General features: G+C 68.0%; 17 protein-coding genes and 1 pseudogene. 9 read left to right on the forward strand and 9 right to left on the reverse strand.

Annotated elements, in window-relative coordinates:
• Nucleotides 1–139, forward strand: a pseudogene (locus tag AC1DNF_RS30495) (IS5-like element ISCARN85 family transposase); the annotation flags it as partial.
• 6 nt (nt 140–145) lie between these two features.
• Here AC1DNF_RS30495 and AC1DNF_RS30500 read toward each other — a convergent pair.
• Both AC1DNF_RS30500 and AC1DNF_RS30505 read right to left on the reverse strand, forming a co-directional pair.
• On the reverse strand, nt 146–274 hold the full coding sequence (locus AC1DNF_RS30500) for a hypothetical protein (protein ID WP_478152402.1): 129 nt from the start codon (nt 272–274) through the stop codon (nt 146–148).
• A 1-nt stretch (nt 275) separates the two neighbouring features.
• A complete protein-coding gene (locus AC1DNF_RS30505) occupies nt 276–848 on the reverse strand; it encodes a thioredoxin family protein (protein WP_478152403.1) in 573 nt (190 codons plus the stop codon).
• 290 nt (nt 849–1,138) lie between these two features.
• Between AC1DNF_RS30505 and AC1DNF_RS30510 the strand changes: the two genes are divergently transcribed.
• Entirely contained in the window at nt 1,139–1,843 is a 705-nt protein-coding gene (locus AC1DNF_RS30510) for a glutathione S-transferase N-terminal domain-containing protein (RefSeq protein ID WP_478152404.1), read from the forward strand.
• Nucleotides 1,844–1,868: 25 nt separating this feature from the next.
• Here the strand turns inward: AC1DNF_RS30510 and AC1DNF_RS30515 are convergent, their stop codons facing one another.
• On the reverse strand, nt 1,869–2,876 hold the full coding sequence (locus tag AC1DNF_RS30515; RefSeq protein WP_478152405.1) for a 4-hydroxythreonine-4-phosphate dehydrogenase PdxA: 1,008 nt from the start codon (nt 2,874–2,876) through the stop codon (nt 1,869–1,871).
• Nucleotides 2,877–2,905: 29 nt separating this feature from the next.
• Nucleotides 2,906–3,889, reverse strand: a complete 984-nt coding sequence (locus AC1DNF_RS30520; protein ID WP_478152406.1) for a Bug family tripartite tricarboxylate transporter substrate binding protein — start codon at nt 3,887–3,889, stop codon at nt 2,906–2,908.
• Nucleotides 3,890–3,999: 110 nt separating this feature from the next.
• Between AC1DNF_RS30520 and AC1DNF_RS30525 the strand changes: the two genes are divergently transcribed.
• Nucleotides 4,000–4,950: a LysR family transcriptional regulator gene (locus AC1DNF_RS30525; RefSeq protein WP_478152407.1), complete on the forward strand. Its 951-nt coding sequence runs from the start codon at nt 4,000–4,002 to the stop codon at nt 4,948–4,950.
• Between the two features lie 38 nt (nt 4,951–4,988).
• Here AC1DNF_RS30525 and AC1DNF_RS30530 read toward each other — a convergent pair whose 3' ends face one another.
• Entirely contained in the window at nt 4,989–5,390 is a 402-nt protein-coding gene (locus AC1DNF_RS30530) for an FHA domain-containing protein (protein WP_478152408.1), read from the reverse strand.
• A gap of 229 nt (nt 5,391–5,619) precedes the next feature.
• Between AC1DNF_RS30530 and AC1DNF_RS30535 the strand changes: the two genes are divergently transcribed.
• From AC1DNF_RS30535 to AC1DNF_RS30550, 4 genes are all read left to right on the forward strand, one after another.
• A complete protein-coding gene (locus AC1DNF_RS30535; protein WP_478152409.1) occupies nt 5,620–7,932 on the forward strand; it encodes a phosphoesterase in 2,313 nt (770 codons plus the stop codon).
• 125 nt (nt 7,933–8,057) lie between these two features.
• Entirely contained in the window at nt 8,058–9,404 is a 1,347-nt protein-coding gene (locus AC1DNF_RS30540) for a cytochrome-c peroxidase (protein ID WP_478152410.1), read from the forward strand.
• A gap of 17 nt (nt 9,405–9,421) precedes the next feature.
• On the forward strand, nt 9,422–10,093 hold the full coding sequence (locus AC1DNF_RS30545) for a hypothetical protein (protein WP_478152411.1): 672 nt from the start codon (nt 9,422–9,424) through the stop codon (nt 10,091–10,093).
• A 4-nt stretch (nt 10,094–10,097) separates the two neighbouring features.
• Nucleotides 10,098–10,988, forward strand: coding sequence for a 2OG-Fe(II) oxygenase (locus AC1DNF_RS30550; protein WP_478152412.1), 891 nt, complete (start codon nt 10,098–10,100; stop codon nt 10,986–10,988).
• 31 nt (nt 10,989–11,019) lie between these two features.
• Here AC1DNF_RS30550 and folE read toward each other — a convergent pair whose 3' ends face one another.
• Both folE and AC1DNF_RS30560 read right to left on the reverse strand, forming a co-directional pair.
• A complete protein-coding gene (gene folE, locus AC1DNF_RS30555; RefSeq protein ID WP_478152413.1) occupies nt 11,020–11,757 on the reverse strand; it encodes a GTP cyclohydrolase I in 738 nt (245 codons plus the stop codon).
• A gap of 58 nt (nt 11,758–11,815) precedes the next feature.
• Nucleotides 11,816–12,097 (reverse strand): c-type cytochrome, encoded by a 282-nt coding sequence (locus AC1DNF_RS30560; RefSeq protein WP_478152414.1) that lies wholly within the window; start codon nt 12,095–12,097, stop codon nt 11,816–11,818.
• Between AC1DNF_RS30560 and AC1DNF_RS30565 the strand changes: the two genes are divergently transcribed.
• Nucleotides 12,047–12,853, forward strand: coding sequence for a hypothetical protein (locus tag AC1DNF_RS30565; protein ID WP_478152445.1), 807 nt, complete (start codon nt 12,047–12,049; stop codon nt 12,851–12,853). The genes AC1DNF_RS30560 and AC1DNF_RS30565 overlap by 51 nt on opposite strands.
• Nucleotides 12,854–12,881: 28 nt before the next feature.
• Here AC1DNF_RS30565 and AC1DNF_RS30570 read toward each other — a convergent pair whose 3' ends face one another.
• Nucleotides 12,882–13,286 (reverse strand): sigma factor-like helix-turn-helix DNA-binding protein, encoded by a 405-nt coding sequence (locus AC1DNF_RS30570; protein ID WP_478152415.1) that lies wholly within the window; start codon nt 13,284–13,286, stop codon nt 12,882–12,884.
• Nucleotides 13,283–13,546 carry a hypothetical protein gene (locus tag AC1DNF_RS30575; protein ID WP_478152416.1) on the reverse strand — a complete coding sequence of 88 codons (264 nt, stop codon included), beginning with the start codon at nt 13,544–13,546 and terminating at the stop codon, nt 13,283–13,285. Before AC1DNF_RS30575 ends, AC1DNF_RS30570 begins: the two co-directional genes overlap by 4 nt.
• Nucleotides 13,547–13,752: 206 nt before the next feature.
• Here AC1DNF_RS30575 and AC1DNF_RS30580 point away from each other — a divergent pair, with 206 nt between their 5' ends.
• Entirely contained in the window at nt 13,753–14,508 is a 756-nt protein-coding gene (locus tag AC1DNF_RS30580) for a hypothetical protein (protein ID WP_478152417.1), read from the forward strand.
• Nucleotides 14,509–14,830: the final 322 nt, after the last annotated feature.

Here is a 14,830-nt window from a genome sequence, read left to right on the forward strand (position 1 = left end):
GCGCCGCAATGAAGTCGAGCGGCTGTTCCGGCGCCTCAAGGGATTCCGCCGCATCTTCTCGCGCTTCGAGAAACTCGACGTGATGTTCCTCGGCTTCATCAGCTTCGCGCTGATCGCCGATGGACTTCGCTTGTGTTAACAGGCCCTAGGTGCGACGGGAGGTCCTGGGCTTGGCGGGCTGGCGGGACGCGATGCACAGGCAGTGGGTCGGATTGCGGATTTCGTGCGTGATGCCGCCCGCGAAGAAGAGCAGCGCGAACCAGATCTTCCTCATGTCAGGAGCCCGTGGACGTTGAGGCTTGCGCCGGCTCCGCCAGGAGCGCCTGGATCTTCTTCTCGGTCTCGCCGTAGCTTCCCTCGCCGAAGTGCGAGTAGACGATCTTCCCCTGCTTGTCGATCAGGTAGACCGCCGGCCAGTACTGGTTGTTGAAGGCCTTCCACGTCGCGTAGCCGTTGTCCTGGGCGACGGCGTACCTGATCTTCAGTCTCTGGATCGCGTCCTGCACGTTGCGGGTCGATTTCTCGAACGCGAATTCCGGCGTGTGCACGCCCACCACGACCAGGCCCTTGTCCTTGTACTTCTCGTTCCATTCCTGGACGTAGGGCAGATGGTTGAGGCAGTTGATGCAGGTGTAGGTCCAGAAGTCGACGAGCACGACCTTGCCGCGCAGGTCACTCGCCGTCAGCGGCTGGGAGTTCAGCCAGGTGTCGATGCCCTGGAATTCGGGCGCCTGCCGTTGATCGCTGACCGCCGTGTCGCCCCCCAGCGAAGGGGCGGCGAATGTGAGCGCCGCGACCGAAGCTGCGATGGCGGCGACGAAGATGATGGCGTTGGATCGGATGCTCATGATGTTTCGGTGGTGGTTCGGTCTGCGGATGGCCGGATTCTTGGCCAAGTTCCACCTCATCTGCCCGCAAGCCGTATGGCTCTGTATCGAGCCGGGAACTCGACACACTACGTTTCACAGTGAGGGTGCGTGGCGCCTCTCTGGCCACGCTTGATGGGTCAGCCCTGGCGGCGCATTCGCGCGCTATCGAGCAGTGCGTCCCTTCACTCCGCAGGGGAGCAGATCCGGCCGCGGGAGCCGAGGCGATGAATTCAGCGAAACTAGCCGCCCACTCAACCCGGCTCCGCTCCATGACCGATCTCTCCGCCTTCCCCATCACCCGCAAGTGGCCTGCCCAGCACCCCGAGCGGCTCCAGCTCTATTCGCTGCCCACGCCCAACGGCGTCAAGATCTCGATCATGCTGGAGGAGACGGGCCTGCCCTACGAGCCGCACCTCGTCAACTTCGCGGACAACGACCAGATGTCGCCGGAGTTCCTGTCGCTCAGCCCGAACAACAAGATCCCCGCCATCCTCGATCCCGATGGCCCGGGCGGCAAGCCGCTGGCCCTTTTCGAGTCCGGCGCGATCCTGATCTACCTCGCCGACAAGACCGGCAAGTTCCTGCCGCGGGATGCCGCCGCGCGCTACCAGACCCTCCAGTGGCTGATGTTCCAGATGGGCGGCATCGGCCCGATGTTCGGCCAGCTCGGCTTCTTCAACAAGTTCGCCGGCAAGGACTTCGAGGACAAGCGCCCGCGCGACCGCTACGTCGCGGAGGCGGCCCGTCTGCTCGGCGTGCTCAACAAGCAGCTCGCCGAGCGCGCCTGGATCACGGGCGACGACTACACGATCGCCGACATTGCCACCTTCCCCTGGGTGCGCAACCTGATCGGCTTCTACGAGGCCGGCGATCTGGTGCGCATCCAGGAATTTCCGCACGTCACGCGCGCGCTCGCGGCCTTCGTCGCCCGGCCCGCGGTGGTCAAGGGCCTGGGCATCCCCGCGCGGACCTGACCCGGCCCGGCGCCGGCCCTCGCCCTCAGGCCGGCATCGCCGCGCGCTCGCGGCTCATGCGCACGCACAGGTCGAAGGCATGCTGCAGGCCTTCGACATTGGCGATGCCCTTGCCCGCGATGTCGAAGGCGCTGCCGCTGGCCGAGGTGGCCACCGGCACCGGCAGGCCGCCGTGCAGCGTCACGCCCTGCTCGAAGCCCAGCAGCTTCATCGCGATCTGGCCCTGGTCGTGGTACATCGACACCACCGCGTCGAAGTCGCCTCGCCGCGCGCCGATGAAGACCGTGTCGGGCGAGAACGGCCCGCGCGCGTCGATGCCCTGCGCCTGCAGGGCGCGCACGGCCGGCTCGATCACCTCGATCTCCTCCTGCCCGATGGAGCCGCCGTCGCCGGCATGCGGATTGAGCCCGGAGACCGCGATGCGCGGCGCCTCCACCCCCGCGCTTCGTAGGGCGTCGCGGATGATGCGCACCGCGTCCTGCACGCCCTCGGAAGTGATCAGGTCCGCCACCTCCCTCAGCGGCACGTGCGAGGTCACGCGCGAAGTCCACAGCGTTCCCGTGATGTTGAACTCGCAGACGAAACCCGGTACCCAGAATCGCTCCTGCATGTAGCGCAGTTCGTCCTCGTGCGTCAGGCCGCCCAGGCGCAGCGAATGCTTGTTGAGCGGCGCGAAGACGATGCCGGCGACCAGGCCGCGGCGCACGGCCTCGGTGGCCAGCTCCATCGCCTCGAAAGAGGCGCGGCCCGAATGCGCGTTCGACTCGCCCAGCAGCGGCGGAATGCCGCCCATCGTCTGCTGGACGAGCAGGCTCGCGCGGCCGGGCTCGAAGCGCAGGTCGTCGAGCCCGTGGAGCTTCAGGGGGTCGAGACGCTCGTCCGCGATCCGCTCGCCGCTCGCGAGCACCAGCGGGTCGCCGATCAGCAGCACATCGGCGGCCTCCAGGTTGCGCGCCCGCCGCAGCAGCTTCACCGTCATCTCGGGCCCGATGCCGCTCGGGTCGCCGAGCAGCACTGCGATTCTGGGTTTCATCGGCAATCGTCCTTTGGTTGTTGGCGTATTCATTCGGCGCGGATTCCGGCGTCCCTGACCAGCTTGCCGTAGCGCTCGAATTCGTCGCGGTTCATCTCGGCGAAGGCCTCGATGCCCAGCGGCGTGATCTCTCCCCCGAGCCCCTTGATGCGGTCCTGCACGTCGGGCATCTTCAGGCTCAGGGCGAGTTCCCTGGCCAGCCTTTCCACGGCGGCGCGCGGCGTGCCGGCGGTGACGAAGAGGCCGTACCAGGTGTTCACGTCGGCGCCCTTGACGCCTTCCTCGGCCAGCGTCGGCACTTCCGGCAGCTCGGGCGTGCGCCGGGCCGCCGCCACCGCCAGCGCGCGGAACTTGCCGGCCTTGATCTGCTGCATGGCCGAGGAGGTGCTGTCGAACATCATCTCCACCTGCCCGCCGAGGATGTCCATGTGGGCTTGCGAGCTGCCGCGGTAGGGCACATGGATGGCCTTGGTGCCGGTGGCGAGGGCGAAGGCTTCGCCGCCCACGTGCTGCGTGCTGCCGATGCCCGACGAGGCATAGCGGAAGCCGCCGGGCCTGGCGCGCATGGCGGCCACGAGTTCCTTGACGTTGCGGTAGGGCGAATCCGCCGGCACGACCAGCACGTTGGGCATCACGGCCACCAGGCCGATCGGCTGCAGGTCCTTGAGCGGGTCGTACTTGAGCTTGAGCAGATGCGGCGCCACGGCCTGGCCGGTGTTGGTCGCCAGCAGCAGCGTGCTGCCGTCCGCGCTGGCGCGCGCCGTGAGTTCGGCCGCGATGGTGTTGGATGCGCCGGGCCGGTTCTCCACCACGACCGGCTGCTTGAGCGCGGCGCCGAACTTCTCGGCGAGCATGCGCGCCAGGATGTCGGTGCCGCCGCCGGGCGAGGCCCCGACCATGATCCTCAAGGGCTTGTCGGGGTAGGACGACTGGGCGGCGGCATGCAGCGGCGCGGTGAGCAGGGCGGCGGCGCAGCCGCACAGCACCGCCCGGCGCAGAAGGTGGAAGGGCATGGGTTTGTCTCCGTGGTTCCGGTTTTCTTGTGGGCTTCGCCAGCGCAGGTTAGGGAAGTTCGCCATTCCGATCCAATCGAATGTTCTGAAGAATGCATATACATCCGTATATGACTCCACCCGGCTGCGCCAACCCCGATCTCCCGCCATGGCGCCTGCTGCTGCGCCTGCGCACGCGCCAATGGGTGCTGCTGGCGCTGCTCGACCAGCACCGCCATCTGGGCCGCGCGGCGGCGGCGATGAGCATCAGCCAGCCGGCCGCCACCAAGCTGCTGCAGCAGCTGGAGGAGACCTTTTCCGTCCCGCTCTTCATGCGCGTGGCGCGCGGCATGACGCCCACGCCCTATGGCCTGGCACTGGTGCGCCATGCCCGCTGGGTGTTGACGGACTTCGGCGCGGTATGCGAGGAGGTGGAGGCGCTGCGCAGCGGGCTCAGCGGCTCGCTGCGTGTCGGCAGCGTGCCGGGCGCGGTGCCCGAACTGCTCGCGCCGGCGCTGGCGGCCTACAAGCAGAAGCACGCGCGCGTGGCGGTGAGCGTGGTGGTCGATACCAGCGACGTGATGCTCCGGCAGCTGGCGCGCGGCGAGGTCGACCTGATGCTGGGCCGTCTCACCGAAGACCACAACGCGGAGGACTTTCTTTGCGCGCCGCTGCTCGGCGAGCCGCAGGTGGTGGTGGTGCGCAAGGGCCATCCCTTGTTCGCGCGGGCGTCGGTGTCGCTGCGCGAGCTGGTCGACTGGCCCTGGGTCCTGCAGCCGCCGGGCTCGCCGCAGCGCGGGCGCTTCGAGGCCGTGCTGCGCGAAGCCGGCATCCAGGAGCGGCTCGATGTCACGGAGACCGCGTCCCCCATCGCCATGACCGCCTTGCTCGAACTGACGGACATGGCCGCCGTGATGCCGGCCTCCCAGGCGGCGCACTATGCGCGGCTGGGCGTGCTGGCCGTGCTGCCGGTGGATTTGCCGATCCGCGTGCCGCCGATCTACCTGATCACCCGCCTGGCGCACAGCCTGTCGCCGGCGGCGCTGGCGTTCGTGGCGCTGCTGCGTCCCGCCTCGGCTTGAACGGACGGCGCCTGAAGGCGTAGGCCGGATCCGCCGCCTCAGCGCGAAGCGCTGGCCACCGTGGAAGGCTCGGCCGGCGCGAGCCGATCGATGTCGACCAGCAGGCCCGGCACCGTCAGCAGGCGAAGCGCCTCCACCTGGGTGAACTCCTGCTCGCCCGACAGGAAGCGCATCTCGCAAGTGCCGATCCGGATGCTGTCGCCGTTGGCCAGGACCTGGGTGTCGATTCTCGTGCCGTTCACGAAGGTGCCGTTGCGGCTGCCCAAATCCTTCAGGACGACGAAGGCCTGCTCGACGGTGATGCACGCATGCACCCGGCTCACCTGGTCGGCGTCGATCACGATGTCGTTCTGCGGGATGCGGCCGATTTTGTTTTCGTCGGGCTTCAGCGTGATCTGCCGGGTCGCTCCGGGATGCTCCATCAGGATCAATCGAGGCATGGATTCTCTTGTGTAGTGGTGACGTGGCGCGCCGGCGATTGTGCGCCGGATGCGTCTGCGCCCGCATTTTCGATTATTAGAAAGTTCTCATTCTGGCGACACGCGGCGGTCACACCCCCGACCTAGAGTCCGTTCGGCCCGTGGGGACTCTCCCCTCGGCCCGGGTCCGGCTCCGCCTCGGCCCGGACCCGCCATGCGTTCCATCGCCAAACCCTACGTCCGGACATCCATGACAACATCCAAGAACGTCCTTCTCACGTCGCTCACGGTCCTCGCCGCTTCCATCCTGGCCGCGTGCGGCGGCGGTGGCGGCAGCACAGCGCCTGTCGATACCTCCGTGTCGCTCAACGGCGTCGTGACCGCCACCAACTTCAAGCCGGGCAGCGCGACCGACCCGACCATCGCGCCGGCCTATTACGCCGGCGCCAAGGTGTGCGTCGACGCCAATGCCAACGGCCGTTGCGAGTCGTCCGAGAACCCGGTCACCACCGACAGCAAGGGCCACTTCAGCATCAGGCTCCCGGCCAATGCCGCCCTGATCGCCGACATCGGCACCGATGCGACCAACACCGCCAGCGGCGCCAAGGTCGCGAGCCGCGACGTGCTGCGCGTCTCGCTCGGCCAGGTCAACGAACAGGCCGGCGGCTCGATCGTGATCAGCCCGCTGTCCTCCGAAATCGCGCGCATGGCCGAAGCCAACGGCACCGACTACGCCACCGAGAAGCAGAACCTCGCGACCCGCATCGGCGTCTCGCCCGCCAGCCTGATCACCGACGTCGGCACCGTCACCGGCGCCGCGGGCGTCGCGATGCTCGCCGAGTCCAAGCTGCTCGACAACCGCTTCACCTACGCCATCACCAAGCTCGATCGCGGCGACCTCTTCCCCGACGCGCTCGCGGTGGCGGGCGGCGACCCGACGCTCGGCGGCCTGGCCGGCGTCACGCCCAATTCGGCGGTGACCGGCCCGGATACGCGCAAGCCCATCACCTTCGCGCAATCCCAGCAAGCCGCCTTCAACGTCGAAGGCATCCCGCGCTACGACAACGTCTTCGTCGTGATGCTCGAGAACAAGGCGACGCTGTCGATCCGCAACTCGGCCTTCGCGCCGAAGATCAACGCGCTGCTGAAGGCGGGCAACCAGCTGACCTCCTACTATGCGACCGGCAACCCCAGCGAGCCGAACTACACCGCGCTCGGCGGCGCCGACGACTTCGGCATCACCGACGACAACCAGTGGAACTGCGCCGCGACCGGTGCGAATGCGGTGCAGGACTTGCCGCTGCCCGACCCCAGCCAGCCGGGCATGCAGCACTCGCCCTTCGTGGCGGTCCCGACGAACTGCGGCGCCAGCGGCGTGAACCACAACATCATCGGCAAGCCCAACCTCTTCAATGCCCTGACGGCCGCGGGCATGACTTGGCGCACCTACAACGAATCGACCAACCCGGGCCAGGACCTGCGCGCCGACAGCCAGTCCGACACCGCGGTGGTCGCGCAGGACCACGTCTATGCGCCCGGCACGCTCGGCGGCAACGCCACGGCCGTCGGCACGCCCGGCCTGAACCTGCCGATGCCCGCCGGCCTGTACAAGACCAAGCATCACCCCGGCATGGCCTACCAGAACGTGCGCAGCGCGCCGGAGTGGCTCTACAGCAACCGCACGATGGGTGGCGGCCAGTGGGATGCCGCGCTCAAGAGCAGCACGGCCTACACGATTCCCGCGGGCTACGACCAGGACCAGCTCGGCACCGACCTCGCCAGCGGCGCGGTGGGCGCGCTGAACTTCGTCATGCCCGACCAGTGCGACGACATGCACGGCATCACGGTGAAGGGCACGGTCGGCAGCGATCCGACCCTGGTCACCGCGAGCGACTGCAGCAGCGTGGCCAACAACGTGCCGACCGCCACCGGCGGCGCGATCATCACGCGCGGCGACAACTACGTCGATGCGCTGGTGACGAAGATCAAGTCCTCCCCGCTGTGGAAGAACCCGCAGAAGCGCGTCGCGATCATCCTGATGTTCGACGAAGGCAATGCCACCGGCGCATTCAATTCCTGCTGCGGCTGGAACGCGACGAAGAGCAACGGCACGGTGCCGCTGGTGCACAACGCCGACGGCACCTATTCGAAGGACACCACGATCGTCAATTACGGCATGGGCAACAAGGGCCACGGCGAGAGCATCTTCGGCATCCTGAGCAACCAGCCCAATGCGCCCACGGGCGTGGTGGACGGCGACGCCTACAGCCACTTCTCGCTGGTGCGCACCTTCCAGGACATGTTCCAGATCGCCGACCCGGCCGTCGATGCCTCGTACATGAACCGCTCGAAGTACACCGAGCATTTCATCGCGCAGAACATCGCCAACCTGCCCGAGTACCTCGGCAGCGCCGACACCCACTTCGACTCGGTGCGTCCGATCAACCACGCGTGGATCGCGGCGGCGAGCTATGCGCAGAAGCAGTCGGGCGACGTGACGGTGGCGGATCTGCAGACCGGTCCGGATGCCGTCCAGACCAATGTCTGGGCGCTGAAGAAGTAAGCGCGGCGGCCGGCCGCGCACGCCTCGCGGCGTCGCGGCCGGCGCTTTCCCGCTCGGGGTGGCTCGCACGGAGCCATCCCTTTTCGCATTCTTGCCCTCGACCTCGTGACCGACAGGAAGTCGCCATGCGCGCATCCCCATTCATTCTTGCCATCGCGCTGTGCGGCGCGCTCGCCGCGTGCGGCGGCAGCGACGCACCCGCGGCTTCGCCTTCGGCAGCCGCGGCCGGCCCATCGCCCGCGCCTTCATCGAACACCAGGCTGAGCCTCGCGGCCCAGGTCGGCGCGAAGATGTTCTTCGACCCGCGCCTCTCCGGCTCCGGAAAGATGTCCTGCGCGACCTGCCACGACCCCAACTTCGCCTACGGCCCGCCGAACGACCTGTCGGTCCAGCTCGGCGGCCCCCATCTCGACAAGGCCGGCACCCGCGCCGTGCCCTCGCTGCGCTACAAGGACGTCACGCCCCCCTACGCCGACCTGCTCGACAACCCCGACGGCATCAGCGTTCCCGGCCCGGGCGGGGGCTTCACCTGGGACGGCCGGGCACCGACGCTCGCCGACCAGGCGGGGATCCCGCTGCTCGATCCGAACGAGATGGCCAACGGCAGCGCGGCGGATGTCGTGGCCAGGCTCCAGGCCGGGCCCTATGCCGATCTCTTCCGCAAGGCCTTCGGCGCCGATGCGTTCGCCGACGCCGACGCGGCCTTCCTGAAGGCGCGCGGCGCGCTGCAGGCCTACCAGCTGGAGGACGCGAGCTTCCACCCCTATTCGAGCAAGTTCGATCTCTACGCGAGCAACAAGATCGGCGGCACCCTGAGCGCCGCCGAGGCGCGCGGGCTGAAGGTCTTCACCAACCCCGGCACAGCCAACTGCGCCTCCTGCCACTACCAGGGGGCGGGCCTGAACGGCAGTTCGGCGCTGTTCACCGACTTCTCCTACGAGGCCATCGGCGTGCCGCGCAATCCCGCGATCCCGGCCAATGCCGATGCGAACTTCGTCGACCTCGGCATCTGCGGCCCCTTGCGCACCGACCACGCACCCGCGCCCGGCAACGGCTTCTGCGGCATGTTCAAGGCGCCGACGCTGCGCAACCTGAGCGCGCGCAAGAGCTTCTTCCACAACGGCGTGATGCACTCGCTCGAACAGGTGATCCGCTTCTACAACACGCGGGACACCCTGCCGGAGATCTGGTATCCGACCGTCGGCGGCACGCCGAAGGCGACGCCCGACCCGGGCTTCCCGAGCTACGGTCTCGTCACCGTCCAGTACACCGGCGGCACGGTGCGGAAGTACGACGATCTTCCGCCCTCATTCGCCGCCAACATCGACACGCAGCTGCCGCTCGATGGCCGCCCGGCGCACTCGGCGCCGCCGATGTCGGAACAGGACATCGCCGATCTGCTGTGCTTCCTCCACACGCTCGACGACGACTACAAGCCGCCCGCGACGCCGCCGACCACCTGTGTTCAATGACTCTCCGGACGAATCCCATGCACCCCTTCCTTTCCCCCGTAGTTGGCGGCCTCGCCCTGGCCGGCCTGTGCCTGCTCGGCGCGTGCGGCAGCAAGCCCACCGACGCGAACGCCGAGAACTTCACCGCCGCGATGCGCACCTACCTCGCCAGCCGCGGGGACCTCTGCGTCGGCAAGACCAGCTGGCCGATCGACGTGACGGCGCACGACTTCGAAACCCATGCGCGCGACGCGCTCCAGATGCCGGTGCTCGAGAGGCTCGGCCTCGTCACGGGCTCGGTCGCCGAGATCGACCGGAAGGACGAGGACGAGGTGCACCACATGAAGGTGCAGCGCTACGAGCTCACCGAGGCCGGCAGGAAGTACTACCTGACGCGCGACATGCCGCGGCGCGACGGCACCAGGGCGCCGCAGGGCGATCTCTGCGTTGCCAGGCTCACGCTCGACAAGGTGGTGAGCTGGGATGCGCACGCCGCGCCGCAGGCCGGCGCGGCTGCCGGCTCGACGCCGGCCGACCGGCTGATGGTCGTGAACTACACCTACAAGGTCGAGCCCGTGCCGTGGATGAACGATCCCGAGGCGCAGAAGGTGTTTCCTGTCGTGGCCAACGTGCTGCGCAACGCGGGCAGCGCGCAGCTGACCGAAAGCTTCCGCCTTGGCGACGCCGGCTGGGTCGCCGTGGACCTGTAGCGCCATGACGACTGTCGTGCGCTTCTCCCCCGAGCTGGGCCCGTGGATCCAGCAGCACCTCGACAGCGGCCAGGTGCCGGCCGACATCGTGGAGGAGATGCAGCGCCAGAAGATGGCGCCCGAAGCCGCCCGCGCGATCGTCGCGGCCTTCGTTCAGGCGCGGGCGGCCGGAAGGCCCGCGCCGCGCGACATGGTCGAACTGCCGCAGCAGGATGGCGCGGTGCCCGCCTACGGGTATGAGACCCCACGCCTTCGGCCCGGCACGGCGATCGCCACCTCCGACCGGACGGTGCGCGTCGCCGCGCGGGCCGCGCAGCCCCAGCTCGCGGTGCTGACCGACGTGCTGAGCGCCGAGGAATGCGCCCGGCTCATCGAGCTCGCGCGCCCGCGCCTCGCGCCCTCGACCATCGTCGACCCGCAGACCGGACGCGACGTGGTCACGGGCCTGCGCGGCAGCTTCGGCATGTTCTTCCGCCCGCTGGAAGACGCCTTCATTGCGCGGCTCGACCGGCGCATCGCGGAAGTGATGAACCTGCCGGTCGAGCATGGGGAGGGCCTGCAGGTGCTCCACTATCCGCAGGGCGCGGGCAGCGCGCCGCACTTCGACTTCCTGGTGCCGTCGAACCCGGCGAACGTGGCCTCGATCGCGCGCAGCGGCCAGCGCGTCAGCACGATGGTCAGCTACCTCAACGACGTGCCCGAGGGCGGCGAGACGGTCTTCTCCGAGGCCGGCTGGGCGGTATCCGCGCAGCGCGGCCATGCCGTGTACTTCGAGTACTGCAACAGCCTGGACCAGCTCGACCATGCCTCGCTGCATGCGAGCAGCCCGGTGCTGCGCGGGGAGAAGTGGGTGGCGACGAAGTGGATGCGGCAGCGGCCGTTCAGGTCGGCTTAGGGCGCCGAGCCCGGATCCGTCATGGCGCGGGTCAGCCGCTCTTCCTGCTCAGAAGCGAAAGGAACTCGCGGCGCAGCGTCGCGTCCTTCAGGAAGGTGCCGCGCATCACGCTGCTGGTCATCGCGGCTTCGTGGTCCTTCACCCCGCGCCAGTGCATGCAGAAGTGATCGCACTCCATCACGAGCGCCAGCCCGTCGGGCTTCACCTGCTGCTCCAGCTCATCGGCGAGCATCATTACGGCCTCCTCCTGGATCTGCGGACGACCCAGGATCCAGTCGCAGATGCGGGCGTACTTCGAAAGGCCGATCAGCTTGGAATGCTCGTTGGGCAGGATGCCGATCCACAGCTTCCCCATGATCGGACACAGATGATGCGAACAGGCGCTGCGCACCGTGAGCGGGCCGACGATCATCAGCTGGTTCACGCGAGACGCGTTGGGAAACTCCGTCACCGCGGGCATCGGGACATAGCGCCCGCGGAAGACCTCGGTCAGGAACATGCGCGCCACGCGCTCGGCCGTCTGACTCGTGTTGTGGTCGTTCTCCGTGTCGATCACGAGTGCGTGCAGCAACTCCTGCATCCTGGTCCGGACTTCGGCCTTGAGCTCTTCGAGTTCCCCTGGCCGGATGAAGGCCGAGATGTTGTCGTTCGCGTGGTAGCGGCAGTCTGCGGCGGCCAGCCGATGGCGGATGCGCTCGGAGGCGCGCATCGGCGTGGGCGTTGCTTCCGTCCCGAAGATGGGCTCCAGTGGGTCTGTCGTTCTCAGCATGGGTCTTCCTGACCGTGGTGGATGGTGGGATATGCGGCAGGGGCGGGATCTCGCGCCCCTACAGCGACTTCAGGTACTCGGCCAGATCGGCGATCTCTTGCGCGCTCAGGCCGAGTGCTCGCTTCGCGTTGTAGGTGGCGGCGACATCCTCCAGCGTCGCGGCCGATCCGTTGTGGAAGTAGGGCGCGTGCTGCCATGCGCCCTTGAGCGGCGTGGTGCGGTACTGCCTGCTCGCGGATCGCGCGGCACAGCTCCGGAACTCGGGCTCGGCCATCGAGTCGGCAGGCGGATGCAACATCGCATTGGCATCGGTGAACAATGCGCCGCTGTGGCAGGCCACGCACTTTCCCGCGCCCTCGAAGACCCGCCTGCCCCGACCGGCTGCGGTGGCGCCGGCGGAATCACGACCGGGTTGCTGATGCCGTCCACGTTGTGGCGCGGATCGAACTTGCCCTTGCCCCAGGCGTTGAAGACAGCCTTCATCGCCGCGTCCACCGCCGGAGACAGCGCGATGGCGCCCGGGTTCAGGTCCCTGTTGGCCCAGCCATCGAGCCGCTTGCCGATGCCCGGCGCGAAGGAGTTGTCGACGGTCGAATGGCACAGCGCGCAGGTGATGCCGACCCGCGTCAGCGCATCCTTGCCGTCGACCGTCTCGACCCTGCCCTTGAGGCCGACCACGGCATCGAGCTTGAGCAGTGCGATGGTCGTGGCGGGGCTCGTGAGATTGATCCTTCCGTTCTGGATACCGCGCCACCGCCGCCGGCAAGGCCTCGGCGTCGACCTTCAGTCCGACCGGCAGCGCGGTCACGGGATCGACGGCGGCGCTGATGACCTCATGCATCCTCAGCGCGTCGGTCCACTGGGCCTCGTCGCCGAATGTGTCAAAGCGGAAGATCCGCTTGCCTTCATCCACCAGGGCCGCCTGCTGTGCGCTCTGCTCGGCGAGATTCTGTTGCTGGCCGTCGGAGCCGTCGCCGCAGGCGGTGAGCGAGATGGCGGCGCCGATGAAGGCCGTCACCAGGATGTCGCGTGCCTCGACCGACGCTCGAAGCCGCTGCGTCGGATCGCTGGGCACGGCGGGTGGCGGATGGCTTGATGTGTCCTCTTGCATTGCGTTTCCTTCTTCATCGGGGGTGCGGAGCTGCGCGATCGCAGTCCTGCCCTTTAGATGTCGCGGCCGGTGCGGATGTGACAGCGCATTCTTCGAAACAGGCGGCGGCGCCGCGCGCGCGAAAGAAGCGGGTCCGCACGATGGCCTCGGAGATCTTCAGTGCGGAGGCGATCTCGTTGACGCTCAGCTCCTCGACCGCGCGCCGCACGAACACGGTTCTATAGACATTGGGCAGCCTGTCGATGCGCATCTGCATGAGCCGGCCCAGCTCGCCTCGCATCGCGATCCGATCGGCCTGCTGGTCGGGATCGTGCGCCAGCCAGGACTGCGCCTGCTGCCCGGCCAGTTCGATGGCGATCTCCAGGGGCATGCGCTGTGTGCCGCGTCGGCGCAGGCGGCCCAGTGATTCGTTGATCACGATTCGCACCAGCCACGTCGACAGCAGCGTAGGTAGGCCTCCTGCAGCGCGTCTTCGGTTTCGTCATCGCTCTTCAGAATGCTGCGCGCGGTGCGATACAGCAGCTGGTTGTGACGTCGCATGATGCATCCGAAGGCAAGCTCGTCGCCCTTGGCGGCCCGAGCCGCGAGATCGACGTCGGCGGGGTGCTCCGGCGCGATCGATGCCGCTGAAGGTTGTACGTCGTGCATGGTGGCCGTTAGATGCGCCGGCACACTCATCTGTTTCCGCCTTCGCGCGGCGGGCGCGGGACCGCTCAACCGATGCGGCAGCGGCCGTTCAGGTCGGCGTAGCCGCGGCGATTCCTTTCGTCTTTTCGATATCGACGAGCAGAGACGCCATGCCATCTTGACCGTGCAATGGCTGCTGGAGAACGATCACCGCACGCACCCCGTCACCGCCAACAACCACATCAAGATGCTGGTCTGTGGCCAGGAGGGATTCGCCTCCATCGCCGCCGATCTGGAACGCGCGGAGAGCAGCGTGGATCTGGTGTGCTGGGGCTTCGACTACCGAGTGGCCGCGCGGAGAGACCTATGGCGATCTGCTGCGGCGCATCGCCACGCGCGAGAAGAACCCCGTCAAGGTGCGCCTGCTGATCTGGTACAGCTACCTGGGCGGCCAGGTCGAGAAGCACATGGCGGGCTACACCGATGGGATGCTCGTCAATATGACGAGCGACGAGGTCCTGGCTCAATGGAGCGCGATGGTCGGAAGCGGGACCGCCCCGCGGGGCGCCGCCGACAAGCCTCGTTCCTGGGAGCGCGCGGACCACTGCGCGAAGTGGTGGCGCTGGGCGCGGGACAAGGCCAACGCTCACATGATCGAAGTGCGCATGCGCGATGGCGATGGTCAGGCCATCCGCGCCAGCCTCGCCATCGGCGAGGGCATCCGTCCCGGCAGGGCGGCCGGCAGCCTCGGAGGCGTGATCAGCGAGAAGACGCTGCTGGAAGACCAGGGCACCCACCACCAGAAGACCGTGCTCATCGACTACCACCACGACGAAGGCAGCAAGCCCGTGGGCTACGTGATGGGGCTGAACTCGCTGACCGACTACTGGGATACGCGCGAACACCTGTTCATTGACCCCCGGCGCGAGTACGACGCCCGCGGAAAGACTGAAACCACCGAATGGGTCAGGAAGGCGCGCGGCAAGGTCGATGACGTGCGGCTGGCGCCCTGACGTGGCACTCCATGGGCGAGCCCGTACGCGTGCCCGAACGGCAGAAGCAGACGCGCGTGCGCCGGGGCACGGTGCGCGAGGTGGTGCTTGAGGGCGAACTGCGCGCCTGCGATTCAGGCTGGCCCTGCCCGCAGACCGGCATCTGGGACGCCATGGCGCAGCCGGATCACCCGCAGGCGAAGACCATCAACCACTCGTGGCGCCAGATGTACATCGAGAAGGGCATGACGATGCCCGATGCCCGATGCGCGGGCCCGGGGCTTTCCGACCGAAGGGCTCATCGTGTGGAGACTCGCCGAGCCGGGGGCGTGGGAGCTGGCGT

The sequence above is a fragment of the Variovorax sp. 01T432 genome, assembly GCF_056398605.1.